The organism is Egicoccus halophilus (assembly GCF_004300825.1).
Taxonomy (GTDB): Bacteria; Actinomycetota; Nitriliruptoria; order Nitriliruptorales; family Nitriliruptoraceae; genus Egicoccus; species Egicoccus halophilus.
The window spans coordinates 2,321,231-2,345,000 of the sequence record NZ_CP036250.1 but is presented as its reverse complement, the minus strand read 5'-3'; the positions used below and the strand labels follow the sequence as shown (position 1 = coordinate 2,345,000).

At 72.4% G+C, this 23,770-nt stretch carries 22 protein-coding genes and 2 rRNA genes (1 of these 24 only partly in view); 20 read left to right on the top strand and 4 right to left on the bottom strand.

Annotation, left to right across the window (positions count from 1 at the left end; translation table 11 throughout):
* The 3 genes from ELR47_RS10480 to ELR47_RS10470 form a co-directional block, all read left to right on the top strand.
* A 23S ribosomal RNA gene (locus tag ELR47_RS10480) occupies positions 1 to 2,077 on the top strand (it extends 978 nt beyond the left edge of the window).
* A gap of 62 nt (positions 2,078 to 2,139) precedes the next feature.
* Positions 2,140 to 2,256: ribosomal RNA gene (gene rrf, locus ELR47_RS10475) — 5S ribosomal RNA — on the top strand.
* Between the two features lie 223 nt (positions 2,257 to 2,479).
* On the top strand, positions 2,480 to 3,397 hold the full coding sequence (locus ELR47_RS10470; RefSeq protein WP_130649850.1) for a hypothetical protein: 918 nt from the start codon (positions 2,480 to 2,482) through the stop codon (positions 3,395 to 3,397).
* 16 nt (positions 3,398 to 3,413) lie between these two features.
* On the opposite strand, the gene ELR47_RS10465 is transcribed toward ELR47_RS10470, so the two are convergent.
* The 4 genes from ELR47_RS10465 to ELR47_RS10450 all read right to left on the bottom strand — a co-directional run bounded on the left by ELR47_RS10465 (position 3,414) and on the right by ELR47_RS10450 (position 6,197).
* Positions 3,414 to 4,406, bottom strand: coding sequence for a succinylglutamate desuccinylase/aspartoacylase family protein (locus ELR47_RS10465; RefSeq protein WP_165403999.1), 993 nt, complete (start codon positions 4,404 to 4,406; stop codon positions 3,414 to 3,416).
* A gap of 23 nt (positions 4,407 to 4,429) precedes the next feature.
* Complete coding sequence (locus ELR47_RS10460; RefSeq protein WP_130649848.1) at positions 4,430 to 4,921, bottom strand: ATP-dependent zinc protease family protein; 492 nt, start codon at positions 4,919 to 4,921, stop codon at positions 4,430 to 4,432.
* A gap of 77 nt (positions 4,922 to 4,998) precedes the next feature.
* A complete protein-coding gene (locus ELR47_RS10455; RefSeq protein WP_205745192.1) occupies positions 4,999 to 5,862 on the bottom strand; it encodes a rhomboid family intramembrane serine protease in 864 nt (287 codons plus the stop codon).
* A complete protein-coding gene (locus ELR47_RS10450; RefSeq protein WP_130649847.1) occupies positions 5,859 to 6,197 on the bottom strand; it encodes a sterol-binding protein in 339 nt (112 codons plus the stop codon). The genes ELR47_RS10455 and ELR47_RS10450 overlap by 4 nt, the downstream gene beginning before the upstream one ends.
* A 196-nt stretch (positions 6,198 to 6,393) precedes the next feature.
* Between ELR47_RS10450 and ELR47_RS10445 the strand changes: the two genes are divergently transcribed.
* From ELR47_RS10445 to ELR47_RS10375, 17 genes are all read left to right on the top strand, one after another.
* Positions 6,394 to 7,209: a dihydrofolate reductase family protein gene (locus ELR47_RS10445; protein WP_130649846.1), complete on the top strand. Its 816-nt coding sequence runs from the start codon at positions 6,394 to 6,396 to the stop codon at positions 7,207 to 7,209.
* A gap of 60 nt (positions 7,210 to 7,269) precedes the next feature.
* A complete protein-coding gene (locus tag ELR47_RS10440) occupies positions 7,270 to 8,604 on the top strand; it encodes a hypothetical protein (protein WP_130649845.1) in 1,335 nt (444 codons plus the stop codon).
* Positions 8,605 to 8,606: 2 nt separating this feature from the next.
* Positions 8,607 to 8,759, top strand: coding sequence for a hypothetical protein (locus ELR47_RS18355; protein ID WP_165403998.1), 153 nt, complete (start codon positions 8,607 to 8,609; stop codon positions 8,757 to 8,759).
* Positions 8,756 to 9,589, top strand: a complete 834-nt coding sequence (locus ELR47_RS10435; protein ID WP_130649844.1) for a TlyA family RNA methyltransferase — start codon at positions 8,756 to 8,758, stop codon at positions 9,587 to 9,589. The genes ELR47_RS18355 and ELR47_RS10435 overlap by 4 nt, the downstream gene beginning before the upstream one ends.
* Positions 9,586 to 10,458 carry an NAD(+)/NADH kinase gene (locus ELR47_RS10430; RefSeq protein WP_130649843.1) on the top strand — a complete coding sequence of 291 codons (873 nt, stop codon included), beginning with the start codon at positions 9,586 to 9,588 and terminating at the stop codon, positions 10,456 to 10,458. The genes ELR47_RS10435 and ELR47_RS10430 overlap by 4 nt, the downstream gene beginning before the upstream one ends.
* A 106-nt stretch (positions 10,459 to 10,564) precedes the next feature.
* A complete protein-coding gene (recN, locus tag ELR47_RS10425; protein WP_130649842.1) occupies positions 10,565 to 12,247 on the top strand; it encodes a DNA repair protein RecN in 1,683 nt (560 codons plus the stop codon).
* Between the two features lie 286 nt (positions 12,248 to 12,533).
* Positions 12,534 to 13,241, top strand: coding sequence for a M23 family metallopeptidase (locus tag ELR47_RS10420; RefSeq protein WP_130649841.1), 708 nt, complete (start codon positions 12,534 to 12,536; stop codon positions 13,239 to 13,241).
* A gap of 173 nt (positions 13,242 to 13,414) precedes the next feature.
* Positions 13,415 to 15,181 (top strand): CTP synthase, encoded by a 1,767-nt coding sequence (locus ELR47_RS10415; RefSeq protein WP_130649840.1) that lies wholly within the window; start codon positions 13,415 to 13,417, stop codon positions 15,179 to 15,181.
* Positions 15,182 to 15,211: 30 nt separating this feature from the next.
* A complete protein-coding gene (locus ELR47_RS10410; protein WP_130649839.1) occupies positions 15,212 to 15,763 on the top strand; it encodes an NUDIX domain-containing protein in 552 nt (183 codons plus the stop codon).
* Between the two features lie 85 nt (positions 15,764 to 15,848).
* Entirely contained in the window at positions 15,849 to 16,811 is a 963-nt protein-coding gene (xerD, locus tag ELR47_RS10405; RefSeq protein ID WP_130649838.1) for a site-specific tyrosine recombinase XerD, read from the top strand.
* A 168-nt stretch (positions 16,812 to 16,979) separates the two neighbouring features.
* Entirely contained in the window at positions 16,980 to 17,861 is an 882-nt protein-coding gene (locus tag ELR47_RS10400) for a ParA family protein (RefSeq protein ID WP_229730514.1), read from the top strand.
* The gene (locus ELR47_RS10395) at positions 17,845 to 18,198 is read left to right on the top strand and encodes a hypothetical protein (protein ID WP_130649837.1); all 354 of its coding nucleotides are present in this window, start codon (positions 17,845 to 17,847) and stop codon (positions 18,196 to 18,198) included. The genes ELR47_RS10400 and ELR47_RS10395 overlap by 17 nt, the downstream gene beginning before the upstream one ends.
* 10 nt (positions 18,199 to 18,208) lie before the next feature.
* Positions 18,209 to 19,528: a thymidine phosphorylase gene (locus ELR47_RS10390; protein ID WP_130649836.1), complete on the top strand. Its 1,320-nt coding sequence runs from the start codon at positions 18,209 to 18,211 to the stop codon at positions 19,526 to 19,528.
* Positions 19,529 to 19,870: 342 nt separating this feature from the next.
* Complete coding sequence (locus tag ELR47_RS18350; protein WP_165403997.1) at positions 19,871 to 20,773, top strand: hypothetical protein; 903 nt, start codon at positions 19,871 to 19,873, stop codon at positions 20,771 to 20,773.
* A gap of 26 nt (positions 20,774 to 20,799) precedes the next feature.
* Positions 20,800 to 21,405 (top strand): DUF4129 domain-containing protein, encoded by a 606-nt coding sequence (locus ELR47_RS10385; protein ID WP_165403996.1) that lies wholly within the window; start codon positions 20,800 to 20,802, stop codon positions 21,403 to 21,405.
* Complete coding sequence (locus ELR47_RS10380; protein ID WP_130649834.1) at positions 21,402 to 22,634, top strand: DUF4350 domain-containing protein; 1,233 nt, start codon at positions 21,402 to 21,404, stop codon at positions 22,632 to 22,634. Before ELR47_RS10385 ends, ELR47_RS10380 begins: the two co-directional genes overlap by 4 nt.
* A 91-nt stretch (positions 22,635 to 22,725) precedes the next feature.
* Positions 22,726 to 23,748, top strand: coding sequence for an AAA family ATPase (locus tag ELR47_RS10375; RefSeq protein ID WP_130649833.1), 1,023 nt, complete (start codon positions 22,726 to 22,728; stop codon positions 23,746 to 23,748).
* Positions 23,749 to 23,770 lie beyond the last annotated feature (22 nt).

Below are 23,770 nucleotides of genomic sequence, written 5' to 3'. Positions count from 1 at the left end.
TTACCGAACTCAGGCAAACTCCGAATACCGGCAAGTGAGAGCACGGCAGTGAGAATGCGGGGGATAAGCTCCGTATTCGAGAGGGAAACAACCCAGACCGCCAGCTAAGGTCCCGAAGTTCTGGCTAAGTGGCAAAGGATGTGAGAACGCAGAGACAACCAGGAGGTTGGCTTAGAAGCAGCCATCCTTGAAAGAGTGCGTAATAGCTCACTGGTCAAGTGTTCTTGCGCCGATAATGTAACGGGGCTAAGCCAGGCACCGAAGCTGCGGATCTCAACCATAGAAGCGAAAGCTGGTTGGGGTGGTAGGGGAGCGTCGACACGAGAGTGAAGCTGCGGGGTAACCCAGTGGTGGATTCGTGTCGAGTGAGAATGTAGGCATGAGTAGCGAAAGGGGAGGGAGGAACTCCCCCGCCGATTGACCAAGGGTTCCTGGGGAAGGTTCATCCGCCCAGGGTAAGTCGGGACCTAAGGCGAGGCCGAGAGGCGTAGCCGATGGACAACCGGTTGATATTCCGGTACCACCTTCACCGCGTCTATACCGAACGTTTCATGCTAACCGTGTCTACGGACACGGGACCCTGGGGCTAGTAGGTCACCGATGGCGTGACGGAGAAGGCTAGGTGGACCCGGGCGTTGGTAGTCCCGGGACAAGCGTGTAGGCCGTGGGCCAGGGAAATCCGGACCACATACCGGCTGAGACGTGATGTCGACACTTTGTGGAAGCCATTGATGCCATGCTCCCGAGAAAAGCGTCTAGGGAGTTGTGAGGGTGCCCGTACCCCAAACCGACACAGGTGGTCAGGTAGAGAATACCGAGGCGATCGAGTGAACTCTGGTTAAGGAACTCGGCAAATTGGCCCCGTAACTTCGGGATAAGGGGCGCCTTGGATGGTTACCTCTCTTGCAGAGGGAAGCTGTTCGAGGCCGCAGTGACCAGGCCCAAGCGACTGTTTACCAAAAACACAGGAGCGTGCGAACACGTAAGTGGATGTATACGCTCTGACGCCTGCCCGGTGCTGGAACGTTAAGCGGAGAGGTTAGACGCAAGTCGAAGCTTCGAAGCCAAGCGCCAGTAAACGGCGGCCGTAACTATAACGGTCCTAAGGTAGCGAAATTCCTTGTCGGGTAAGTTCCGACCTGCACGAATGGCGTAACGACTTGGGCACTGTCTCAACCAGAGACTCGGCGAAATTGCATTGCGAGTAAAGATGCTCGCTACGCGCAGCAGGACGGAAAGACCCCGGGACCTTTACTGTAGCTTGGTATTGGAGCTTGGTACGTCACGTGCAGGATAGGTGGGAGGCTGTGAAGCTGGCACGCTAGTGCTGGTGGAGCCAACCTTGGAATACCACCCTTGACGTGCTGAGTTCCTAACCTCGGTCCGTGATCCGGATCAGGGACAGTGCCTGGCGGGCAGTTTAACTGGGGCGGTTGCCTCCCAAAAGGTAACGGAGGCGCCCAAAGGTTCCCTCAGACCGGTCGGCAATCGGTCGTTGAGTGTAAAGGCACAAGGGAGCTTGACTGCGAGACAGACATGTCGAGCAGGGTCGAAAGACGGGCTTAGTGATCCGACGGTGGAGTGTGGAATCGCCGTCGCTCAACGGATAAAAGGTACCCCGGGGATAACAGGCTGATCCTGCCCAAGAGTCCATATCGACGGCAGGGTTTGGCACCTCGATGTCGGCTCATCGCATCCTGGGGCTGGAGCAGGTCCCAAGGGTCGGGCTGTTCGCCCGTTAAAGCGGTACGCGAGCTGGGTTCAGAACGTCGTGAGACAGTTCGGTCCCTATCCGCTGCGCGCGTTGGTGATTTGACAGGAGCTGCCCCTAGTACGAGAGGACCGGGGTGGACGCACCTCTCGTGTGCCGGTTGTTCCGCCAGGAGCATGGCCGGTTAGCGACGTGCGGTGTGGATAAGCGCTGAAGGCATCTAAGCGCGAAGCCCACCTGGAGATGAGATCACCCACCCCTTCGAGGGGGTAAGGGCCCCAGTAGACGACTGGGTCGATAGGCCGGAAGTGGAAGCCAGGCAACTGGTGCAGCTGACCGGTACTAATAGCCCGAGGACTTGCCGTACCGCTCGCGCTCGCTATCCACTTCAACCACCACAGACTTCCAGCCTTCGGGCTGGTCCAGTCTCCCGTGGCCCTAGCGGAGGGGACACACCCGGCAACATTCCGAACCCGGAAGTTAAGCCCTCCAGCGCCGATGGTACTGCCGGGGAAACCCGGTGGGAGAGTAGGTCGCCGCGGGAACCATCCAACGTCGAGGCCGCCCCAACCGGGGCGGCCTCGACGCATTCCCCCACCCACCCACCCAGACCGGCCACCCACCCACCCACCCACCCACCGGTTGGCCCGGTCGGCCCGGTCGGGTGGGGTTCTTGGGGTGTGGAGGTTCGTCTGCCCGGCCCGCACGACGGGAACTCCGCCGTTGGTCGTCTACCGTCGTCGTGTCACGAACGAGGAGCCCGCCGAGATGCCCGAACAGCAGCCGCCCGAGCGCACACCACGCGGCCGTCAGGCGCGTGGGGGCTCGCGTGGCGGACCCCGCGACGACCAGCGGGGAGACCGTCGGGGCAACCGCGGCTCGCGTGGAGGACCGGACGAGGACCGCTCGCTGGGTGCGCCGACCGGTGCCCGGGTGCCCGTCGGGCTGGACCGGGCCCGCGCGAAGGCCGGTGCGCTGCCGCGGCAGAGCCGCAGCGCCGCCGCACCGCCACGTCCGGTGCTCCCCGAGGACGAGACGCCGCAGCTGCCCAAGGCCGTGCAGCGGGAGATCGAGCGGGTCATCGGCCGCAACCGCCGGGGCGACGACATCGCGCTGGCGCTGAGTGTCGGTGCCGCAGCCATCGACGAGGAACGGCTCGACGTCGCGTTGCCGACCCTGGCGTGGGCCAAGCACGAGGCGCCGCGCATTGCGGCCGTCCGGGAGGCCTACGGCGTGGCGCTCTACCTCGACGAGCAGTACGCCCCGGCCCTGAGCGAACTGCAGGCCTACAAGCGCATCTCCGGACGGGTCGACCAGAACCACCTGATCGCGGACTGCCTACGGGCGCTCGGGCGCGAGGTCGACCGCGTGGTCGACGCCGCGGCCGAGCTCCTCGAGGACCAGCGTGCCCCGGAGGACCGTCGAGCGGAGGCCGCGATCGTGTGGGCGTCGACGCTGGCGGACGCCGGGGACGTCGGTGCCGGTCGCGCGGTACTCCGCGGCTACCTCGCCCGGGTCGGCGCCGGGCAGGCCGAGCACGTGCTGCGGGTGCGCTACGTCGCCGGGGACCTGGCCGTGCGCGACGGTGATCCCGACGCCGCCCGCGAGCAGTTCGGCCTGGTCGGCGGCGCCGACCCCGACTACCTCGACGTTGCCGAACGTCTCGAGGACCTCGCGCGCGGCTGAGGCGGCGGACGCGTCGTCAGCGGTCGTCGGTGGCGTCGGGGTCGTCGTCCTCCTCGTCGGTGGGGTCGTCCTCGGCCGGCATCCGGTCACCCGGCAAGGCCACGTGGAGCAGTGCCTGACCTGGCTGCACGAGGGGCAGCGTCGTCGCGCCGATGACGTAGCCCTCGTCGTCGGCGCTACGGGTGTTGCGCTCCTCACCCAGTGGGCTGACGGTCGACCACAGCGGCTGGTCCTCGACGACGTGGTCGCCGGGTTCGACGTGCAGCTCGAGCAGTCCGCCGCGCTCCGCACGCAGCCACCGTGACTCGTGCAGCACCATGGGGGTGGGGTCATAGGGTCCGGGCGCGTCGGGGATCATCGACAGCCGTGACAACACCCGCAGCACTCCCCGGGTCGCCACGTCGATGGCCTGCTCGTCGAAGCGCAGCGGGCCACCGCCCTCGTAGGTGAGCACCGACACCCCGCGGTCCCCGGCGACCTCGCGCAGCGAACCGGGACGGAGTCGGGCATCGAGGACGAACGGCGCGCCGAAGGTGACCGCCAGGTCCGACGCGAGCTCGTCGGAGGTGTCGACGCGCACCTGCGGCACGTTGGTGCGCTGATTGGCGGCCGTGTGCAGGTCGATGCCGACGTGGCTGCCGTCGATGACCTCCTCGACCAGCAGCCGGGCGATGCGGGCCGCCATCGACCCGTCGTGCGAACCCGGGAACGAGCGGTTGAGGTCGCGCCGGTCGGGCAGGTAGCGCGAGCCGATCTGGACCCCGAGGACGTTGACGATCGGGACCACCACGAGCACGCCGTCGAGGGTCGCCGGGTCGACCGCATCCAGCAGCGCCCGGCACACCGCGATGCCGTTGAGCTCGTCGCCGTGCACCGCCGCGGTCACGAACACCCGTGGCCCGTGGCCGGTGCCGTTGAGGACCGCCATCGGCAGCGTGGTCCGGTCACCGGTGTAGGACTCCGAGGCCGACGGGAACAGGTGACGACGCTCGCCGGGGGCGACGCTCACCCCCGCCACGCTCACCGGGCCGTTCATCCGCCACCGCCGACCGTGCGCCCCGCCGACGGGCTCGAGACCAGGTAGCCGTGGGCCGGGTCGACCAGGCAGGCGCCCTCGAGGGTTCGCCGGCCGAGCAGCATGCGGAAGATCATCCCGGTGCGATCGGTGAGCGTGATGCCGGCGACGGTGTCGAGCGGCCCACAACGGATGCGGGTGCGCACGACCGGTCGGCGTTCTGCGCGTGCCCCGGTGTCGCGGACCACCTTGTGTCCGACCACGGGTGCATCGATCTCGTGGTGCTCCGGAGCGTCGCGGCGGCCCAGCACCACGTCGAAACGCACCACCGGAAGTCGTTCGCCCGCATGCGAATGGGTGCCGATCTCCTCCAGGCGGGTGACGTGCAGGGCGCTCGAACGAGCCCCCGTGTCGAGCTTGCCGCGCAGCCGCAGGCCCCACTCCGGCAGCTCGACGTGTTCCTTCCATCCCAGGATCGGCAACGGCGCGGACGGGGGCGGGGCGGCCACGGCGGCTCCTGCTCGGGGGACGACGGCCCGTAGAGCCTAGTCGTCTGCCGGGACGGGCCCTCGTGGCCGACCGTCGGTCAACGCCCGCCGTCCGGCCGGCGACCCGGTGGCGGGGGTGGCGGCGACGGACGGTGCACGGGATGGAAGGGATCCTGCCCGCGCCGCTGCCGGCCACGGTCGAGCAGCAGCACCAGCAGCAGCCCGGCGACGAAGCCGGCCACGTGTGCCTCGTAGGCGACCGCGTCGCCGACCGGGTTGCGCACGGCCTGCCACTGCACCGCCAGCCACCCCACGAGCAGCAGCCAGGCCGGCATCGCGACGACCGCGAAGAACACCAGCCACGTGCGGATGCGCACCTTGGGCAGCAACAACGCCAACAGGTAGAGCGGGAACGGGACGACCGTGAACACCCGGGCACGCGGGAACATGATCAGGTACGCGCCCAGGATGGCCGCGATCGCGCCCGAAGCGCCGACGAGCGGTACCAGCGCGTCGGTCCCGGTGGCGTTGAAGACCACGTGTGCCGCCGTGGCCGTCAGACCTCCGGCGAGATAGAAGCCGACGAAGCGGCGGCGACCGAGCCGGTCCTCGACGTTGTTGCCGAAGATGACCAGGAACAGCAGATTGCCGAGCAGGTGTGCCAGCCCACCGTGCAGGAACATCGCCGTGACCGCCGACAGCGCGACGCTCTTGTCGGTCCCACCGGCGGCGCATGCCCCGAGGACCGCCTCCAGCTCGCCTCCCGCGAGCGGGGAGCCGGTGAGCAGCTCGCGCGGCACGGCAGCGAACCGGTGGACGAACCGGACCTGGTCGCAGCCGGTGAGCGTCGACTGGTAGACGAACACCGCGATGTTGGCGAGCACGAAGGTCCAGGTGACCACCGCGCGCCGTCGTGTGGGGTTGACGTCACCGATCGGCAGCACCGCGGTGGGGACGATCACAGCACGGCGCGCAGTCGCAGCAGGTCGGTCATGGAGGCGTCGAGGCGCACGCGATTGCTGGCGTAGGCGCGCGAGAACGCCAGTTCGCCGTTCGCGATCGCCACCAGGTCGTCGGAGACCATCGAGATCCGGATGTCGGCGCGTCGTGGGGGTGCCTCGTCGAGCACGAACAGCTCGCCCTGCCGCCACTCGGCGTGACGCACGTAGTCGAGGTCCGGGCAGCGGGCCTCGATCGTGCGGCGGCTGGGCAGCAGGGCCCGCAGGTCCTCGTCGACCTCACCGAACCGTCCGAGCAGCTGCCACAGCACCGCGTCGACCTCTTCGACGGTGGCCAACGGGCTGGCTCTCCTGGACTCGGTGACCGCAGCGACGGCGGACGGCGACGCTAGCAGTCGCCACGTTGGTCGTTCGGCCGTGGAGCGGTCCGGGCGCCCGACCCCGAGCTCCGCTCCGGTGAGGGCTGGCTGGTGACGGCTGGCTAGCGTTGGTGGGGCCGGCCGTCGTGGACCGGACGAACGGGAGTGGGTACCGATGCGACGCCTGGTGGCGACGGGGAACGACGGCTCGGGCGCCAGCCCTCGGGACGTGCGCCCCGAGGACGTGCGCCTCGAGGACGTCTACGCCGACCTCGTGCTGTGCGGGCCGGTGGAGGGTCGGGCCGCGGTCAGCCTCGGGATGGTCGCCTCCACCGACGGGGCCGCGAGCATCGACGGACGCACCGCCCGACTCGGGGGTGTGGCCGACCGGGCCGCGTTCGCCGCCCTGCGTGCCGCCGGCGATGCGGTGCTCGTAGGAGCGGGCACCGTCCGGGCCGAGGACTACCGACCGGTCACCGGCGACACCGCGCGCCGCGCACGTCGTCGGGCGAAAGGGCTCGCGCCCGTCCCTCGGCTCGTGATCGTGTCGCGCTCGCTGTCCCTGTCGCCCACCGCTCGGGTGTTCGCCGACCCGCGGCATCCGCCCCTGCTGATCACCACCCGTCGGGCGATCGAACAGACGGACGTGCCGTTGCCCGACGCCGCGGAGCTGATCGTCTGCGGTGAGGAGGAGGTCGACCTGGCGCTGGCGCTGCGCGAGCTGGCGGAGCGTGGCCTTCCCCGAGTGCTGTGCGAGGGGGGACCGCGACTCAACGACGCCCTGCTCGGCGCCGACCTCGTCGACGAGGTCTTCCTCACCCTCGCGCCGGTCCTCGTCGGCGGGAACACCGCCCGCATCGTGACCGGCCCGGCCGAGCACCCACCGGCCGAGCTGCACCTGGTCGAGTTGCGCGAGCACGAGGGCGAGCTGCTGCTGCGCTACCGCCGAAACCGCGGTCGGGAGCGAGGCGAACCGGCCGATCGACTGTAGGTAGCCCCCGGTGGGGGGATTGCTAGCCTGGGCGGTCGACCGACGTCGAGGGATCCTGTCGTGAACGACTCGTTGCAGCGCTACGCCCAGGCCGCCGCCGGACTGACCCAGGTGACGGCCCGCAAGGCCGAACGCGTGGTCAAGAGGCTGGTCGGCTCCGGTGAGGAGGAGGGTGCCCGGGCTGCCGACAGGATGGCGGAAGCGTCCGACGAGTCGGAGACCGAGGCATCCGACGCCGAGGCATCCGACGCCCCGTCGTCCCAGGCCCCGTCCGGCGACTCGTCCGACGACTCCACCGAGAGCCTGGTGGAGCGTGGCGCCCGCAACAGCGAGGCGGTCGTGGCCCTGGTCAAGTCCGAGGTGACCCGCGTGGTCCGCAACATGGGGCTGGCCACCAACAAGGAACTCGAGCGGCTGCAGAAGCAGGTCGCCGACCTCAAGCGCTCGCTGCAGCGGTCGGCCGACGACGACGAGGCGGAGGCCGGACCGGACGACGCATCCGACGAGGGCGCATCCGACGAGGGCACCTCCGACGAGGGCACCTCCGACGAGGGCGCCTCCGACGAGGGCGCCTCCGACGAGGGCGCTTCCGACGAGCGCTCCTCCAGTGGCGTCGAGGAATCGTCGACCGGTGGTTCGCAGACCTCGACGTCGCCCACGGCGCAGAAGAGGACGACGAAGAAGACCGCCGCCAAGACGTCCGCTCGGAGCACCGAGGACGCCCCCACCGCGGGGACGACCGACAAGACGTCGGGTGCGAAGACGTCGGGCGCGAAGACCAGCGGCAAGACCTCCGGCGCGAAGACGTCCGGGGCGAAGACGTCCGGGACCGCACCGAGCGGCAAGACGTCGGGCGCGAAGACGTCCGGGGCGAAGACCTCCGGGACCGCCCCGAGCGGCAAGACCTCGGGCGCGAAGACGTCGGGGGCGAAGACGTCGGGGGCGAAGACCTCCGGGACCGCCCCGAGCGGCAAGACGTCGGGTGCGACGACGTCCGGGGCGAAGACCTCCGGGACCGCCCCGAGCGGCAAGACGTCGGGTGCGACGACGTCCGGGGCGAAGACCTCCGGGGCGAAGACCTCCGGGACCGCCCCGAGCAGCAGGACCTCGGGCGCGACGACGTCGGGCGCCAAGACCTCCGGGACCGCCCCGAGCGGCAAGACCTCCGGCGCGAAGACGTCGGGCGCCAAGACCAGCGGCAAGACGTCGGGGGGCAAGGCGACCGCCAAGAAGACGGCGAAGAAGACGGCCGCCAGGACGACCGATGAGCGCGACGAGGTGATCCAGCTGGCCGCGCAGGACGTCCTGCGCGACGGGACCGACGACGCACCGCCGGAGACCTCGAACGTCCTCGCCGAGACGCTCGACCAGCTCACCGACGGCGACGACGAGTGACGGTGCCGCGTGATCTGTCCGACGACGCGACCCTCGGACCGCTCGTCGACGCCCTGGAGGGCGTCGACGAGCTTGCCGTCGCAGCGCGGGTGAGCGTCTTCGAGCAGGTCAACGACGCGGTGGCGCGGGAACTCGCCCGCCTCGACGAGGTCTGACCGTCAGCCCGGCCCGTCGGCGCCTGGACGCCGAACTGGTGCGTCGGGAGCTCGCTGCCTCCCGGACCGAGGCGCAGGAGGCGATCGCCGCCGGGCTCGTCACGGTCGACGGAGCCCCGGCCACCAAGGCCGCCACCCAGGTCCACGCCGGTCAGGCCGTGGTCGTGGCCGCTCCGCCCCGTCGCTTCGTCTCCCGCGGCGGGGAGAAGCTGGACCATGCCCTCGAGCGGTTCGCGGTCGAGGTGAGCGGACGGCGGTGCCTCGACGCCGGGGTCTCCACGGGTGGGTTCACCGACTGTCTGCTGCAGCGGGGGGCGGGCTCCGTGCTGGCCTACGACGTCGGCTACGGCCAGGTGCACGAGAAGTTGCGCCAGGACGAGCGCGTGGAGGTGCACGAGCGCACCAACGTCCGCGATCTCACCCCGGACGACCTGGCGTCGCCGCGCCCGGACCTGCTGGTCGCCGACCTGTCGTTCATCTCGCTCGCCAGCGTGCTGCCGGTGCTGCGCCCGTTGCTCCGGGCGCCGGCCGAGGGCATCGTGCTGGTCAAGCCCCAGTTCGAGGCCGAACGGGGACAGGTCGGCAAGGGCGGGGTCGTCCGGGACCCGGCGGTGTGGCGTCAGTGCCTGCGACGGGTGACCGACGCGGCCCTGGCGCTCGACTGGCGGCATCTGGACCTGACCGCGTCACCGTTGCTCGGCCCCGCTGGCAACGTCGAGTTCCTGCTGTACCTCGGGCCCGACGACGCCGGCGCCGCGGCGGTGGATGTCGAAGCGCGGGTCGAGGCAGCCGTCGCCGAAGGGGCGGCGCGGCGGGGAGCGGCCCGGTGAAGGTCGGACTGGTCGTGCACGCGGGGCGTGATGCCTCCGTCGCGGCAGCACAGCGGGCGGCGCACGTCCTGACCGGCCTCGGCGTCGACGTGGTGGTCGCGAGCGGTCAGGCGCCGGGGGAGGACGCGCCCGGCGGGCTGGACGACGTCGGCCCGCCACGACGTCCGGGGCACTTCCCCGAAGGTCTCGATCTGGCCGTGTCGTTCGGTGGTGACGGGACGTTCCTGCGTGCCGCGCACCTGTGCCGGGACGCCGACGTGCCCGTGCTCGGAGTGAACCTGGGGCGCCTCGGGTTCCTCGCCGAGGTCGAGGACGACGACCTCACTGCCGCGCTCCGCCGGGTGGTCGCCGAGGGTTTCGAGGTCGAGGCACGGGCCACCCTCGCGGTCCGGGCGTTCCGGCCCGACGGCGGGCTGCTGGCGACGGGGTGGGCCCTCAACGAGCTGGCGTTGGAGAAGACGGCCCGCCAGCGGTTGCTGCTGATGGACGTGCACCTGGGGACCTCGCTGTTCGCGAGGGTGCCGGCCGATGCCATGATCGTGGCGAGCAGCACCGGATCGACCGCCTACGCCCTGTCGGCCGGCGGACCGATCGTCTCGCCGCGGGTGCCGGCGGCCCTGGTGGTCCCGGTGGCGCCCCACACGCTGTTCGACCGGACCGTCGTCGCATCGCTCGACGAGGACATCCGGATCGAGCTGGTCGCGGAACAGCAGGCGCCGGCCGTGGTGTCGTGCGATGGACGCGAGCCGGTCGTGCTGGAGCCGGGCGGGTGGGTGAGCGTGCGCGGCGACGGTCGTCCGGTCCGCCTGGCCCGCGTGGCACCACTCGACTTCTACGCCGTGGTGCGGCGCAAGTTCGGGTTGCGGTGAGCGCGTCGGCCTACCGGCGCACGCCGACGGACGCGGAGGGAAGCTGCCGGTGCCGGCTCGCTAGCCTCGCCCCGGCACACGATGGCGGTGTCGCGAGGAGGCGGTCGTGCTCGACGAGTTGCACATCCGGGGCCTCGGCGTCATCGAAGACGCGGTCCTGCAGCTCGCACCGGGACTGACGGTCGTCACCGGTGAGACGGGCGCCGGCAAGACGATGGTCGTCACGGCACTGCAGCTGTTGCTCGGCGCCCGTGCCGACACCGCCCTGGTCCGCAGCGGCGAGCCCCTGGCGCTGGCCGAGGCGGTGGTCAGTCCGCCGCCGGCCGAGGCGGGGGAGTGGATGCACCCCGACGACGAGGTGCTGATCGTCTCGCGCGAGATCCCGGCCTCGGGACGCTCCCGGGCGCGGATCGGCGGGCGGCTCGCGCCGGTGTCCGTGCTCGCGGACGTGCTCGGCCGCCACGTGGAGGTCCATGCCCAGCACGAGCACGTACGGCTCGCCCGGCCCGAGGTGCAGCGCGCCCTGCTCGACCGGTTCGCCGGCGAGGCCCACGCGCGGACACTGCAGCACTACGCCGACGCGTACGGCCACTGGCGGGAGCTCGCCGGCCTGCGCGAGCGGCTCGAGCAGGACGCCCGGGAGCGGGCCCGAGACCTCGACCGCCTGCGCTTCGAGGTGGAGGAGATCGACGCCGCCGAACTCGACCCGACCGCCGACGCGGACCTCGACCGCCAGCTCGATCTGCTCGCCAACGCCGAGCAGGTGCAGCTCGCCGCGGCCACGGCCGCCCAGGCGCTGGGCAGCGACGGTGCCGGCGAGCCGGTCGGTGTGGCCCTCGACGCGCTGCGACGACTGGACGTGACCGCGTCGGTCCTCGACGAGTTGCGTACCCGTGCCGAAGCGGTGGCGGTCGAACTCGCCGAGCTGTCCGCGGACGTGCGCGACTTCGGCGACGGTGTCCAGGCCGACCCGCAGCGGCTGGCCGAGCTGCAGCAGCGGCGCGCGCTGCTCACCAGCCTGCAGCGCAAGTACGGCGTCGACCTCGCCGCCGTGCTGGGCTATGCCGACGAGGCGAGGGCTCGGCTGGACGCGCTCGAACGCGCGGACGCGGATGCGGACGATCTCGACGCGCGACTCGACGCGGCGACCACGGAACTGCAAAACCTGGCCGAGGACGTCCACCGTGGACGCGGCGTTGCCGCGGTGCGCTTGTCCACGGAGGTCGACCGCCACCTGGCCGACCTGGGCATGCCCCACGCCCGGTTCACGGTCGAGGTCGCCGCACAGCCCGACACCGCCCCGACCCGGCACGGCACCGACCGCATCACCTTCCTGCTGGCGGCGAACCCGGGCGAGCCGGCCCGCCCGCTGGCGCAGGCCGCATCGGGTGGTGAGCGCTCCCGGGTGTCGCTGGCCGTCGAGGTCGCCCTGGCCGACGTGGACGACGCGCGGGTGCTCGTCTTCGACGAGGTCGACGCCGGCATCGGCGGTGCCACCGCCCTGGCCGTCGGCGAGAAGCTGGCCCGGCTCGCCCACGGCCGCGCCGGTCGGGGGCGTCAGGTGCTGTGCGTGACCCACCTGGCCCAGTTGGCCGCGTTCGCCGACGTGCACCACGTGGTCGAGAAGGGTCTGGCCGCCGGCCGCACCGTGACCACCACCCGGCGCGTGGCCGACGACGACCGGGCGGGCGAGTTGGCCCGGATGCTCGGCGGGGACGCGACCGCCGAGGCCGGGCTCGATCACGCCCGGGAGCTGCTCGCCACGGCGGAGCAACGACGAGCCGGCTGATCCGGGCGTCGTGCGCACATCCGGAGGGTGCGTTGCGCGGACACCGGGCGGCGCCGGCCATGCGTCAGCGCGACACCGGCAGGTCGATACCGTCGTCGTCGCCGGCCGGGGCCGTACGAACAGGGCTCCGGCGCGGGTGTCGCGCCGCTCGGATCGCGTTCCGGCTCCGCCACTCCCGCCTCGTTCCTCCCGTTCCGTCCTCGCATCCCTGGAGTCCGGTCTGATCCTCCGTGCCCGCCGTCCTGCCCGTCTCCCCGTCCTGGCGTCCGCCCGTCGCGTCCGTCCGGTGGTCGCGTCGCTGCTGGTCGGCGTGCTCGGCGTCGGTGCGGTACCCGATCTCGGCGACGGCGCGGCGCGTCCGGGCTCCGACCGCGTGCAGGCCGCCGGCCTCGCGGCGGGTGCCGGCACGTCGACGGCCGCTGGTGAGCGGCAGGTCCGGACGCCGGTCTTCGCCCTCGTCGACGAGCTCGAACTGCACCTGCCGGCCGCGCAGGTCGAGGCGCACGGGTTCCACGAGGCGGCCGGGTCGACCCCCCTGCCGCTGACGCCGGTCGGCACGCTGGTCGACACCGGTGACCTCAACGGCTTCGACCCCGCCAGCGCCGTGGCCGACGACGCCGGGCCCGACTACCTGGTCCTGCCCACCCGAGATCGCGCACAGCACCCGGCCAGCGCCGCCGACGTGGTGGTCCGTCCGGACGAGGCGGTGCTGGCACCCGTCGACGGCGAGGTGACCGCCGTCGCCGACTACCACCTGTACGGCCAGCACACCGACACCGTGGTGTACGTGCGTCCCGACGACGCACCGCACCTCACGGTGCGGGTGCTGCACGTCGAGGACGTCGCGGTCGGCGAGGGCGACGTGGTGACCGCCGGGAGCACGGTGCTCGCCGACCGTGCCCGCCAGCTGCCGTTCGCGAGCCAGATCGACCGCCTGGTCGGCGACACGCTGCCGCACGTCCACCTCGAGGTCGTTCCCGGCGAGACCGCCTGAGGGCGTGTCCGCACCTCGTTGGCTGCCGCGGGCGCCGGCCGCTACCGTCGCCCGGGCCGCTGCGGCGCGGCCCGAGCAGCCCAGTGTCCCGTGTGCGCCTGCTGCAGGTGCGAGCCTGGTCGTGTACGCGCGGGACGCACGAGGTGCTCGTCGAGTCCTCAGGAGGCCCCGCGGTGGTCAAGTACATCTTCGTGACGGGCGGTGTGGCCTCGGCCCTGGGCAAGGGCATCACGGCGGCCTCGCTCGGACGCCTGCTCAAGAACCGCGGTCTTCGCGTGACGATGCAGAAGCTCGACCCGTACCTCAACGTCGATCCCGGGACGATGAACCCGTTCGAGCACGGCGAGGTGTTCGTCACCGACGACGGCGGGGAGACCGACCTCGACCTCGGCCACTACGAGCGCTTCATCGACGAGAGCCTGCACCGCGGCTCGTCGGTGTCCTCGGGGCAGATCTGGTCGTCGGTGATCAACAAGGAGCGCCGCGGCGACTACCTGGGCAAGACGGTGCAGGTGATCCCGCACATCACCGACGAGATCAAGGCCCGGATCCACGCCGTGGCCGGCGCCGGGGGCGACGAGGTCGACGTCGTCATCACCGAGGTCGGCGGCACCGTCGGTGACATCGAGGGGCTGCCGTTCCTCGAGGCCATCCGTCAGCTGCGCTACGACGTCGGTCGGGACAGCATCTGCTACGTCCACTGCGCGCTGGTGCCCTACATCGCGGCCTCCAACGAGCTCAAGACCAAGCCGGCACAGCACTCGGTGCGCGAGTTGCGCGCCGTGGGCATCCAACCCGACGTGCTCGTGCTGCGCAGCGACCGGGACCTCGAGGAGGGCCTGCGGCGCAAGGTGGCGCTGCAGTGCGACGTGGAGGTCGAAGCCGTCATCGCCTCGGTCGACCGCGCCTCGCTCTACGAGGTCCCGTTGGGCATGCGTGAGGAGGGCCTCGACCGGGTCGTGGCCAAGCGGCTCGGGCTCCCCGACGTCGAGCCGGACCTCACCGAGTGGGAGGCGCTCGTCGAGCGCGTGCTCGCCGCCCGCGACCAGGTCCGGATCGCCATCGTGGGCAAGTACGTCGAGCTCCCCGACGCCTACCTGTCGGTCGTGGAGAGCCTGCGTCACGGCGGTCTGGCGCACGCCGCGGACGTGGAGCTGCGCTGGATCGCCAGCGACGACCTCACGCCGGCCGACGATCCCGACGACGAACGCCGACTCGCGCGACAGCTCGCCGACGTGGACGGCATCCTCGTCCCGGGTGGCTTCGGCGTGCGCGGCGTCGAGGGCAAGATCGCGGCCATCCGCTACGCACGCGAGCACGGGGTGCCGTTCCTCGGCCTGTGCCTCGGGCTGCAGTCGGCCGTGATCGAGTTCGCCCGCAACGTCGCCGGCCTGCCCCTGGCCCACTCCTCGGAGTTCGAACCCAACGCGCCGGACCCCGTGATCGACCTGATGCCCGACCAGCGGGACGTGACGGACAAGGGTGGCACGATGCGCCTCGGTTCGTATCCCGCCAAGCTGCGGCCGGGGACCCGCACGCGCGCGGCGTACCGCGACGAGCCGGTCGTCTACGAGCGTCACCGACACCGCTTCGAGGTCAACAACCGCTACCGGCAGCGGCTCGAGGAGGCCGGGCTGGTCTTCTCCGGGCTCTCTCCCGACGACCGCCTGGTGGAGTTCGTCGAGCTCGCCGACCACCCCTGGTTCGTCGCCACCCAGGCCCATCCGGAGCTCAAGTCGCGCCCGAACCGGCCGCACCCGCTCTTCGACGGGTTCGTCGGCGCCGCACTGCAACGGCGCCGGGAGACCTCCGGCCGCCTGCCGGTCGAGCTCGAGGGACAGGACGTCCCCACGGCCGGCGAGCTCGACGAGCCCACCGCCGCGGAGCTCGCCGAGGCCGTCGAGTTCGAGGCGCTCGAGCCCTCGGCCGTGCGCGACTGACCGCCGCCCGTGTCGACGAGGAGTGCTCCCGTGACCGCCTGGTTCGAGACGACCCGACAGCGCACCGTCTACGAGGGTCGTGCCCGCGTCCGCATCGACACCGTGCGCATGCCCGAGGGCGAGGAGGTGGAGCGCGAGATCGTCGAGCAACGATCGGCGGTCGCCGTGGTCCCGGTCACGCCCGACGGTGAGGTCTTCCTGCTCAAGCAGTACCGACAGAGCGTCGGGGCCTACGTGCTCGAGATCCCGGCCGGACAGCTCGACGACGACGACCCCTCACCGGCGGACGCGGCGCGACGGGAGCTGGTCGAGGAGATCGGACACGATGCCGGCGAGCTCGAGTCGCTGACCGTGTTCCTCAACTCGGCCGGCTGGACCACGGAGCGCACCGCCGTGTTCCTGGCCCGTGACCCGCAGCCGGCACCCCGGCCCGAGGACTTCGTCGCCGAGCACGAGGAGGCGGACATGGAGGTCGTCCGCCTGCCCTTCGACGAGGCCCTCGCGTTGGTCATGGCCGGGGAGATCACCGACGCCAAGACGGTCGTCGGGCTGCTGCTCGCCGCGCGCACGCTGGGTCGCTGACGCCGGCACACACCGCCCGCGCGGGTTGCGCCGGCGCCGCACGCCGGCTCACTACCCTCGATGGACGGCGAGCGTGGAGGCGGGCATGAGCGCATCCGAGGCGGTCGACGCCCGACGCCAGGGACCCATGGCCGCACTGACCTCGAGGTACCTCGACCATCTGCGTGCGGAGCGGGGTCTGGCGGCGAACACCGTGGTGGCCTACCGACGGGACCTGGCCCGGTACGCCGAGTTCCTGGTCGAACGGGGGATCGACGATCCGCGGGCCGCGGCCGCCGAGGACCTCGAGACCTATCCGGCATGGCTGCGCCAGCGTCCGGGTGACGGCGACGGCCGGCACCGCAGCGGTGCGGGCTATGCCGAGTCGTCGATCTCGCGGATGGTGGTGGCCGTGCGCGGTTTCCACCGGTTCCTCGCCCGCGAGGGACTGGTCGGCAAGGACACGGCGGCCGACCTCGCGACCCCACGGGCAGCCCGCACCCTGCCCAAGGCCCTCTCGGTCGAGGACATCGAACGGCTGCTGGCCGCGCCGGTCGGAAGTGGACCACTGGTCCTGCGCGACCGGGCCATGCTCGAACTGCTGTACGGCGCCGGGCTGCGCATCAGCGAACTGGTCGGCCTCGACCTCGACGACGTCGATCGCGTCGAGCGGCTGGTGCGGGTGCACGGCAAGGGCGACAAGCAGCGCCTGGCTCCCTACGGCGAGCTCGCCGCGGTCGCGCTCGATGGCTGGGCGAGCGGTGGGCGACCGACGCTCGGCGCGCGGGCGCCGGCCCTGTTCCTCAACGCCCGCGGTGGCCGTCTGACGCGGCAGGGGGTCTGGAAGATCCTGCGGGCGCACGCCGAGCGGGTCGGGCTGGAGGAGCGGGTGTCGCCGCACACGCTGCGTCACTCGTTCGCGACCCACCTGCTCGACGGCGGTGCCGACGTGCGCGCGGTGCAGGAGCTGCTCGGGCACGCGAGCGTCACGACCACGCAGATCTACACGCTGGTGAGCCGCGCCGCCCTGCGCGCCGTCTACGAACGTGCGCATCCCCGCGCCAGGTGACCACGAGGACGTGCCGCGGCTCGAGCCGGTGAGCAGCGCCCCGATTGTCCGTCCTGTCGGTGGCGGCTAGGGTCCGCGAACGGCGTCCGGCGTGCCGTTCGAGCGCTCGGTCGAGGCGTCGATCTGTCGACGAAGCGCCGGCTCGAGGCGCATCCCGGAGGTGGCACCGTGCCGCGAGAGACGGTCGATCCGCAGCTGCTCGGCGCCGACGCGGCCGCCGGGCTGCTCCGCCAGCGCGACCGGTCCCGGCCCGGCGGGGGACCCGAGCAGCGGCGTCCCGCGCGGGTGCTCGCCATGGCCAACCAGAAGGGCGGCGTCGGCAAGACGACGACCGCCATCAATCTCGGCGCCGCGCTGGCCGAGGCCGGGCAGCGGGTGCTGCTGATCGACATGGACCCGCAGGGTTCGCTCGGGGTCGGCCTCGGCGTCGAGCCCCACGCCCTCGAGGCCACCGTCTACAACCTGCTCATGCAGGACGGCACCGCGCTCGACGACGCGCTGGTGCCGACCGACACCGAGAACCTCCACCTGTTGCCGGCGAACATCGACCTCGCGGCGGCGGAGTTGCTGTTGGTGCAGGAGGTCGCCCGCGAGCAGGCGCTCAGCCGCGTCGTCGAGCGGCTGCGGAGCCGTTACGACCACATCCTCATCGACTGCCCTCCGAGCCTCGGGCTGCTGACCATCAACGGGCTCACGGCCGCCGACGGGGTGATCATCCCGCTGATGTGTGAGTACTTCGCGCTGCGGGGCATGTCGTTGCTGATGCAGACCCTCGACCGGGTCCGCGAGCGTCTCAACCCCCGTCTGCGGCTCGAGGGCATCGTCGCCACCATGTTCGACGCACGCACCCTGCACACGCGGGAGGTCATGGAGCGCGTCCGTGACGCCTTCGGGGACGTGGTGTTCACGACGACGATCAACAAGACGATCCGCTTCGCCGAGGCGCCGGTCGCCGGGCAGTCGATCCTCAGCTACGCCGACGGCTCGCGCGGCGCGGACGCCTACCGGGCGCTCGCCCAGGAGGTGCTGCAGCGTGAACCGGCGAGCTAGCCTGCCGGGCGCCGACGAGCTGTTCCGTTCCACCGCGGACCCCGACGAGCGCACCGACCGCAGCGGCGCCCCGGCGCGGTCCCGACCGTCCGCCGCCCCTGCGGGTTCCGAGGCCGAGTCGCCGGAGGCCTCCGGCCGGGTCCGGCACGACCAGAAGATCACGGTCTACCTCACCGCCCAGGAGCTGGTCGACCTCGAACAGGCGCGCCTGCGGCTGCGGGCGGAGTTCGGCATCGCGGTCGACCGCGGTCGGATCGTGCGCGAGGCCGTGGCCGAGCTGCTGCAGGAGTTGCACGACCACGGACCGGACGCGGCGGTCGTCCACCGACTGAGCTGACAGGGGCACGATGGCACGCCTGGAGATCCCGGTCCTGATCGGACGCAAGCGCGACGGCGGCGAGCTGTCGCACGACGAGCTGCTCGCGTTCGTCGCCGCCTACGTCGCCGGTGAGGTCGACGACGCACAGATGGCGGCCTTCCTGATGGCCGGGGTCATCCGCGGGTTCAGCCGGCAGGAGGCGGTGGCCCTCACCGAGGCCCTGCTCGCGTCGGGGGAGCGGATCGATCTCCGCGGCCTGCGGGGGCCGACGGTCGACAAGCACTCCACGGGCGGGGTCGGGGACACCACCACGCTGGTGGTGGGACCGCTGCTCGCCGCAGCCGGCTGCCAGCTCGCCAAGCTCTCGGGCCGTGGGCTGGGGCACACGGGCGGCACGCTGGACAAGCTCGAGGCGATCCCCGGCTTCGAGGTCGACCTCGATCCACACCGGCTGCACGACCAGGTCGAGCGCATCGGCCTGGCGGTCGCGGCCGCGAGCCAGGATCTGGTACCGGCCGACAAGCGGCTGTACGCCCTGCGTGACGTGACCGGCACCGTGGCCAGCCCGGCCCTGATCGCCTCGAGCGTGATGTCCAAGAAGCTGGCCGGTGGGGCCGAGCACGTCCTGCTCGACGTCAAGGCCGGCAGCGGCGCCTTCCTGGAACAGGTGGACGCCGCACGGGGGCTCGCCGAGCTGTGCGTCGAGATCGGTCGCGCATCGGACCGTCACACGGCGGCGCTGGTGACCGACATGTCCCAGCCGTTGGGTGACGCCATCGGCAACGCCCTCGAGGTCGGCGCTGCGCTGGCGGTGCTGCGCGGGGAGTCGACCGGACGGCTGCGCGAGCTCAGCCTCGCGTTGACCGCCGCGATGCTGGAGCTGACGGGCGAGGCGCCCGCGGCCGCAGCCGATCGCGCCGCGCACCTGCTCGACTCCGGTGCCGGACTGGACGCCTTCCGGGACCTGGTGCAGGCGCAGGGCGGTGACGCGCGTGTGGCCGACGCGCCCGACGAGGTCCTGCCGGCCGCACCGGTGGTGCGCGAGTGGCGCCCCGAGGCCGGCGTGATCACGCGTTTCGACGGCCGCCGGCTCGGCGAGCTGGCCGCTTCGCTGGGCGCCGGTCGGCAACGGCAGGGCGACACCCTGGACCTGGCGGTGGGGCTCGTGGTGCACGGGCGCGTGGGGGACGAGGTCGTCGCCGACGAGCCCACCGTGCGGGTCCACGCCCGCACCGAGGCCGATGCCGAGCACGTGCTGCGGCAGCTGCCGGAGGCCATCGCCCTCGGGGAGGAGCCGGTGGCGGCGGTCCCGCTCGTGCACGCACGCGTCGGGCTCCCTGCCCGCTGACGGCACACCGCCGGTGCCGTGCGACCCGCCGGGGGGCCGTCCCTCGCGTCCGACACCCCCACGTTGACCCCCGGGGTCGGGCGCCCGATACTGCGCGGTCCACCGACGTCCCCAGGAGGCAGCGTGGCCGCCGTCGGAGCCGTTCGACGCCTTCGTGCCCAGCCCCCGCCGCCTCCGCCGTCGGGGCCGCCACCGCGCAGCTGGGAACCGCCGACGCCCTCGGGGGTCGGACCGCCGGTGCCTCCGCCCGCACCGCCCAACGCGCCGCCGCCGCGGGGGGGCGTGGCCGGGGCGGGTGCCGGGCCGGGTGGTCGGCCGGACGGCGGACCGCACGTCCGGGGGGTGGTCAGTGGCCGTCCCGGACACCTGCTGCCGCTCCACCCGCTCGGGGTGGGTGACGTCCTCGACGGCACGGTGGGGATCCTGCGTCGGGCCTTCGTCCTGCTCGCTGCGGTCGTCGTGCTGGTGCACGGCCCCTACCAGTTGCTGGTCGCCCTGGTCCTCGACCGCTACGTCCCCGAGCTGTCGGACCCGACCAGCTTCGAGCAGGTCTTCACCGGGGAGATCGCGGTCGAACTGCTGACCCGGGTGCTGCTGGTGGGTGGCGCCTCGGCGATCGTGGCCCTGCTCGTGCACGTGCTCGTCGGCGGTGCCGTGGTCGCGGTCGTCGACGAACTCGACCACGGCCGACCGGCCGCCGCCGTCGCCGCGCTGCGGCGCAGCTTCGCCGCTTCGGGCGCGACGTTGGGGGCCACGGTGCTCGTGGGCGTCGCCGGCGCCGTCGCCGGTTTCACGCTGCTCGTCGTGCTGGTCCTGATCGGGGTCGCCGTCGCCCCGTTGGCGGTACTGCTCGGCATCGCGGCCGTGCCCGTCCTCTTCGGCATCCTGCTCGCGGCGGCCTACCTCGTGCTGCCCGTCGCCCTGCGGGAGGACACCGGTCCGCTCCAGACCGTGTCGCGGACCGTGTGGGTGCTGCGTCGCCGTTTCTGGTGGACCCTCGGTGTGACCGGTCTCGTCCTGCTGCTGGTGGGGGTGGTGTCGTTCGGGGTGTCGCTGCTGCTCGGGCTGCTCGCCGCCGTGGCCGGTCCGGCGGCCTTCGTGGTGGAAGCGGTGGCCGGGACGCTGAGCGCGCTCGTGTCGGTCCCGCTGACGGTCGGTGCCGCACTGCTGATCCACCACGACGCCCGCATCCGGGCGGAGGGCTACGACCTGCGGGCGCGGGCGGGTCAGCCGCCGTGGGCGTGACGGCCGTCGCGTCGCTCGGGTCGGCCGTGTTCAGGGTGCCGCTCGGCCACGATCCCGAGACGCTGCGCCGACGCGCCCGCGACCTGCTCGCGCGACCGCCCTACACCGACAGCGACCCCGGCCCGGTGACCGACGTGCTCGACCGGCTGCGTCAGTGGCTGGCGGATGTGCTCGACGCCGTGCTGGGGGCCGTGGCCGGAAGCACCACCTTCGCCTGGTTGGTCGTGGGCCTGGCGACCGTCGCCGTCCTGGCCCTGGTCCTGCGGTTCTCGCGTGGCGTGAGCGTCGACGGTGGCGCCCCGCCGACCACGTCCGCAGCCGCACGCCGGTCGGCCACGGCCTGGCGCGAACAGGCCGTGTCGCACGCCGCGGCCGGTCGGTGGGACGCCGCGATCCGCGCGGGGTACGCGGCACTGGTCACGCAACTGGTCGAGGACGGCGTCCTCACCGACGCCGACGCGCGCACCGTGGGGGAGATCGACACGGCCGTCGACCGTGACGCGCCGGAGCGGGCGGCGGACGTCCGAGCCGCCGGTGCCGTGTTCGAGGACGTGTGGTACGGCCACCGGCAGGCCGACGAGGCCGGTTACCGGCTCGTCCTCGACGCCGCGTCGGGCAGGGTCCGGGCATGAGCACCGCGCCGGACGCCGTCCCGAGGTCGACCCGCCCCCGACGTCGACACGTCGCCTTCCTCGTCGCGGTGGTGTCCCTGGTCGCCGCGGGGCTGCTGGCCGGTCCGACGACCGAGGAGGCACCGCTGGACCCTTCCTCGAGCGCCCCCGACGGACTGCTGGGCCTGGTCGAGGTGCTGCGCGCGAGCGACGTTCCCGTCGAGGTCGGCCTCGAGCTGCCGGAGGATCCGACGACCCGGCTCTTCGTCCCCCTCGACCGCCTCAACCGCACCCGGCAGGCGGAGGTACGCGACTGGGTGGCGGCCGGCGGTCACCTGGTGGTCGCCGACCCGACCTCGCCGCTGCACGAACTGACCCCGGTCGGGGGTGGACTGGTCGACAGCATCGGCCCGACCGGACGCGCGCCGGGTTGCGACGCGCTGCCCGCGGTGAGCACCGTGACCCACGCCAGCTGGACCGCGCTCGAGGTACCGGCGGAGGCCGACGCGGTGTGCTTCGTGCTGGGGGAGGAGCTCGCCTGGCTGGTAGCGACCGGCCACGGGCAGGGCACGATCGTCGCGCTCGGGTCGCCCGATCCGTTCACCAACCGTCTCCTCGACGTCGACGACCACGCGGTCCTCGCCGCGAGCCTGCTCGCACCCACGCCCGGCGCACCGCTGCAGATCGTCCCGCTGCCGCCCGTCGGGGAGGGAGAGACCGCGATCGCCGACCTGGTTCCCGATCGGGTCTGGCAGGGGCTCGCGGTCCTGCTCGTGGCGGCCGTCGTCGCCGCCGTCGCCCGCGGGCGACGGCTCGGCCTCCCGGTCGAGGAGCGGCTGCCTCCCGTGCTGCCCGCCAGCGAGCTGGTCGGGTCGCTGGCCGGCCTGCTGCAACGCTCGGGCCGGCGCGGGAGCGCGGCCGACCTGCTGCGCCAGGACGCCCGTACGGCGGTGGCGGCGGCCACCGGTCTGTCCGCCGACGGCGACCCGCAGCAGCTCGCGTCGCTCGCCGTCGACCGCCTCGGTGTCGACGTCCGGACCGCCGACCGTGCGCTGCTCGACGCGCCCGTGGACGACGACGAGACCCTGCGGGCGTTGCAGACGGCCGTCTCGTCGGTCCGACGGCGTGCCCGCGGCGGACCGGTGAGCTCGGGCTCGTCGCGGAGCACCGACCCGGTGGAGCCGTCCTCGCCCGCGCACGGATCCTCCGTGTCGTCGCAGGCCCGGACCTCCGGCTCGCCACCGCCCTGAGCCGCCACGTGACGCCCCCGGCACCCGCACGTACCGGCTCCCGACCCATCCCCCGTCCGACCGACCGCCGTTCCCCTCCAGGAGTCCGCCCGTGTCCGAACCCCACGACGCCCCGCCCGCGGCGGCCGAACCACCTGCCGTCCCGGCCTCGAGGGACGCCTCCGAGCCGGCCCGGGCGGCACTGCTCGCCGTCCGCGAGGAGATCGCCAAGGTCGTCGTCGGCCAGGACGCGGTGGTCACGGGGCTCGTCACCGCGCTGCTGGTCCGGGGGCACGTGCTCCTCGAGGGCGTGCCCGGTGTGGCCAAGACGTTGCTCGTGCGGACGCTGGCGGCGTCGCTGGAGCTCGAGGCCTCACGGGTGCAGTTCACGCCCGACCTGATGCCGGCCGACGTGACCGGCCAGCACGTGCTGGCCGAGGACGGCCGGGACCTGCGTTTCCGCAAGGGTCCGGTGTTCACCAACCTGCTGCTGGCCGACGAGATCAACCGCACCCCGCCACGCACGCAGGCGGCCCTGCTCGAGGCCATGCAGGAACGGCAGGTCTCCACCGCCGGGCGGACCTGGGCGCTGCCCGACCCCTTCCTCGTCGTGGCGACACAGAACCCGGTCGAGTACGAGGGCACCTACCCGCTGCCCGAGGCCCAGCTCGACCGCTTCCTGTTCCTGTTGCAGGTGCCGTACCCGACCGAGGAGCAGGAGCGCGAGATCGTCGCGCGCCACGACCGGGGCGCGGACGCCGCCGCCGACCCTGGCGCGGCGGGGGTGTCCCCGGTCGCCGACGCGGGAGCACTGCTCGCCGCCCGCGAGGCCGTTCGCACGGTCCGGGTCGAGGCCGCCGTGCGCGACTACGTGGTCGCGCTGGCGCGCGCGACCCGTGACGCGCCCGCGGTGCAGCTGGGCGTGTCCCCACGCGGGACCACCATGCTGTTGCACGCCGCCAAGGCGTGGGCCTGGCTGGCGGGGCGGGCCTATCTCACCCCCGACGAGGTCAAGGCCGTCGCCAAGCCGACCCTGCGGCACCGCCTGCACCTGCGTCCCGAGGCGGAGCTGGACGGGATGAGCGCCGACACCGTCCTCGACGGGGTGCTGGCGTCGGTCCCGGTACCGCGATGAGTGTCGATCCGCCTCCGCGTCT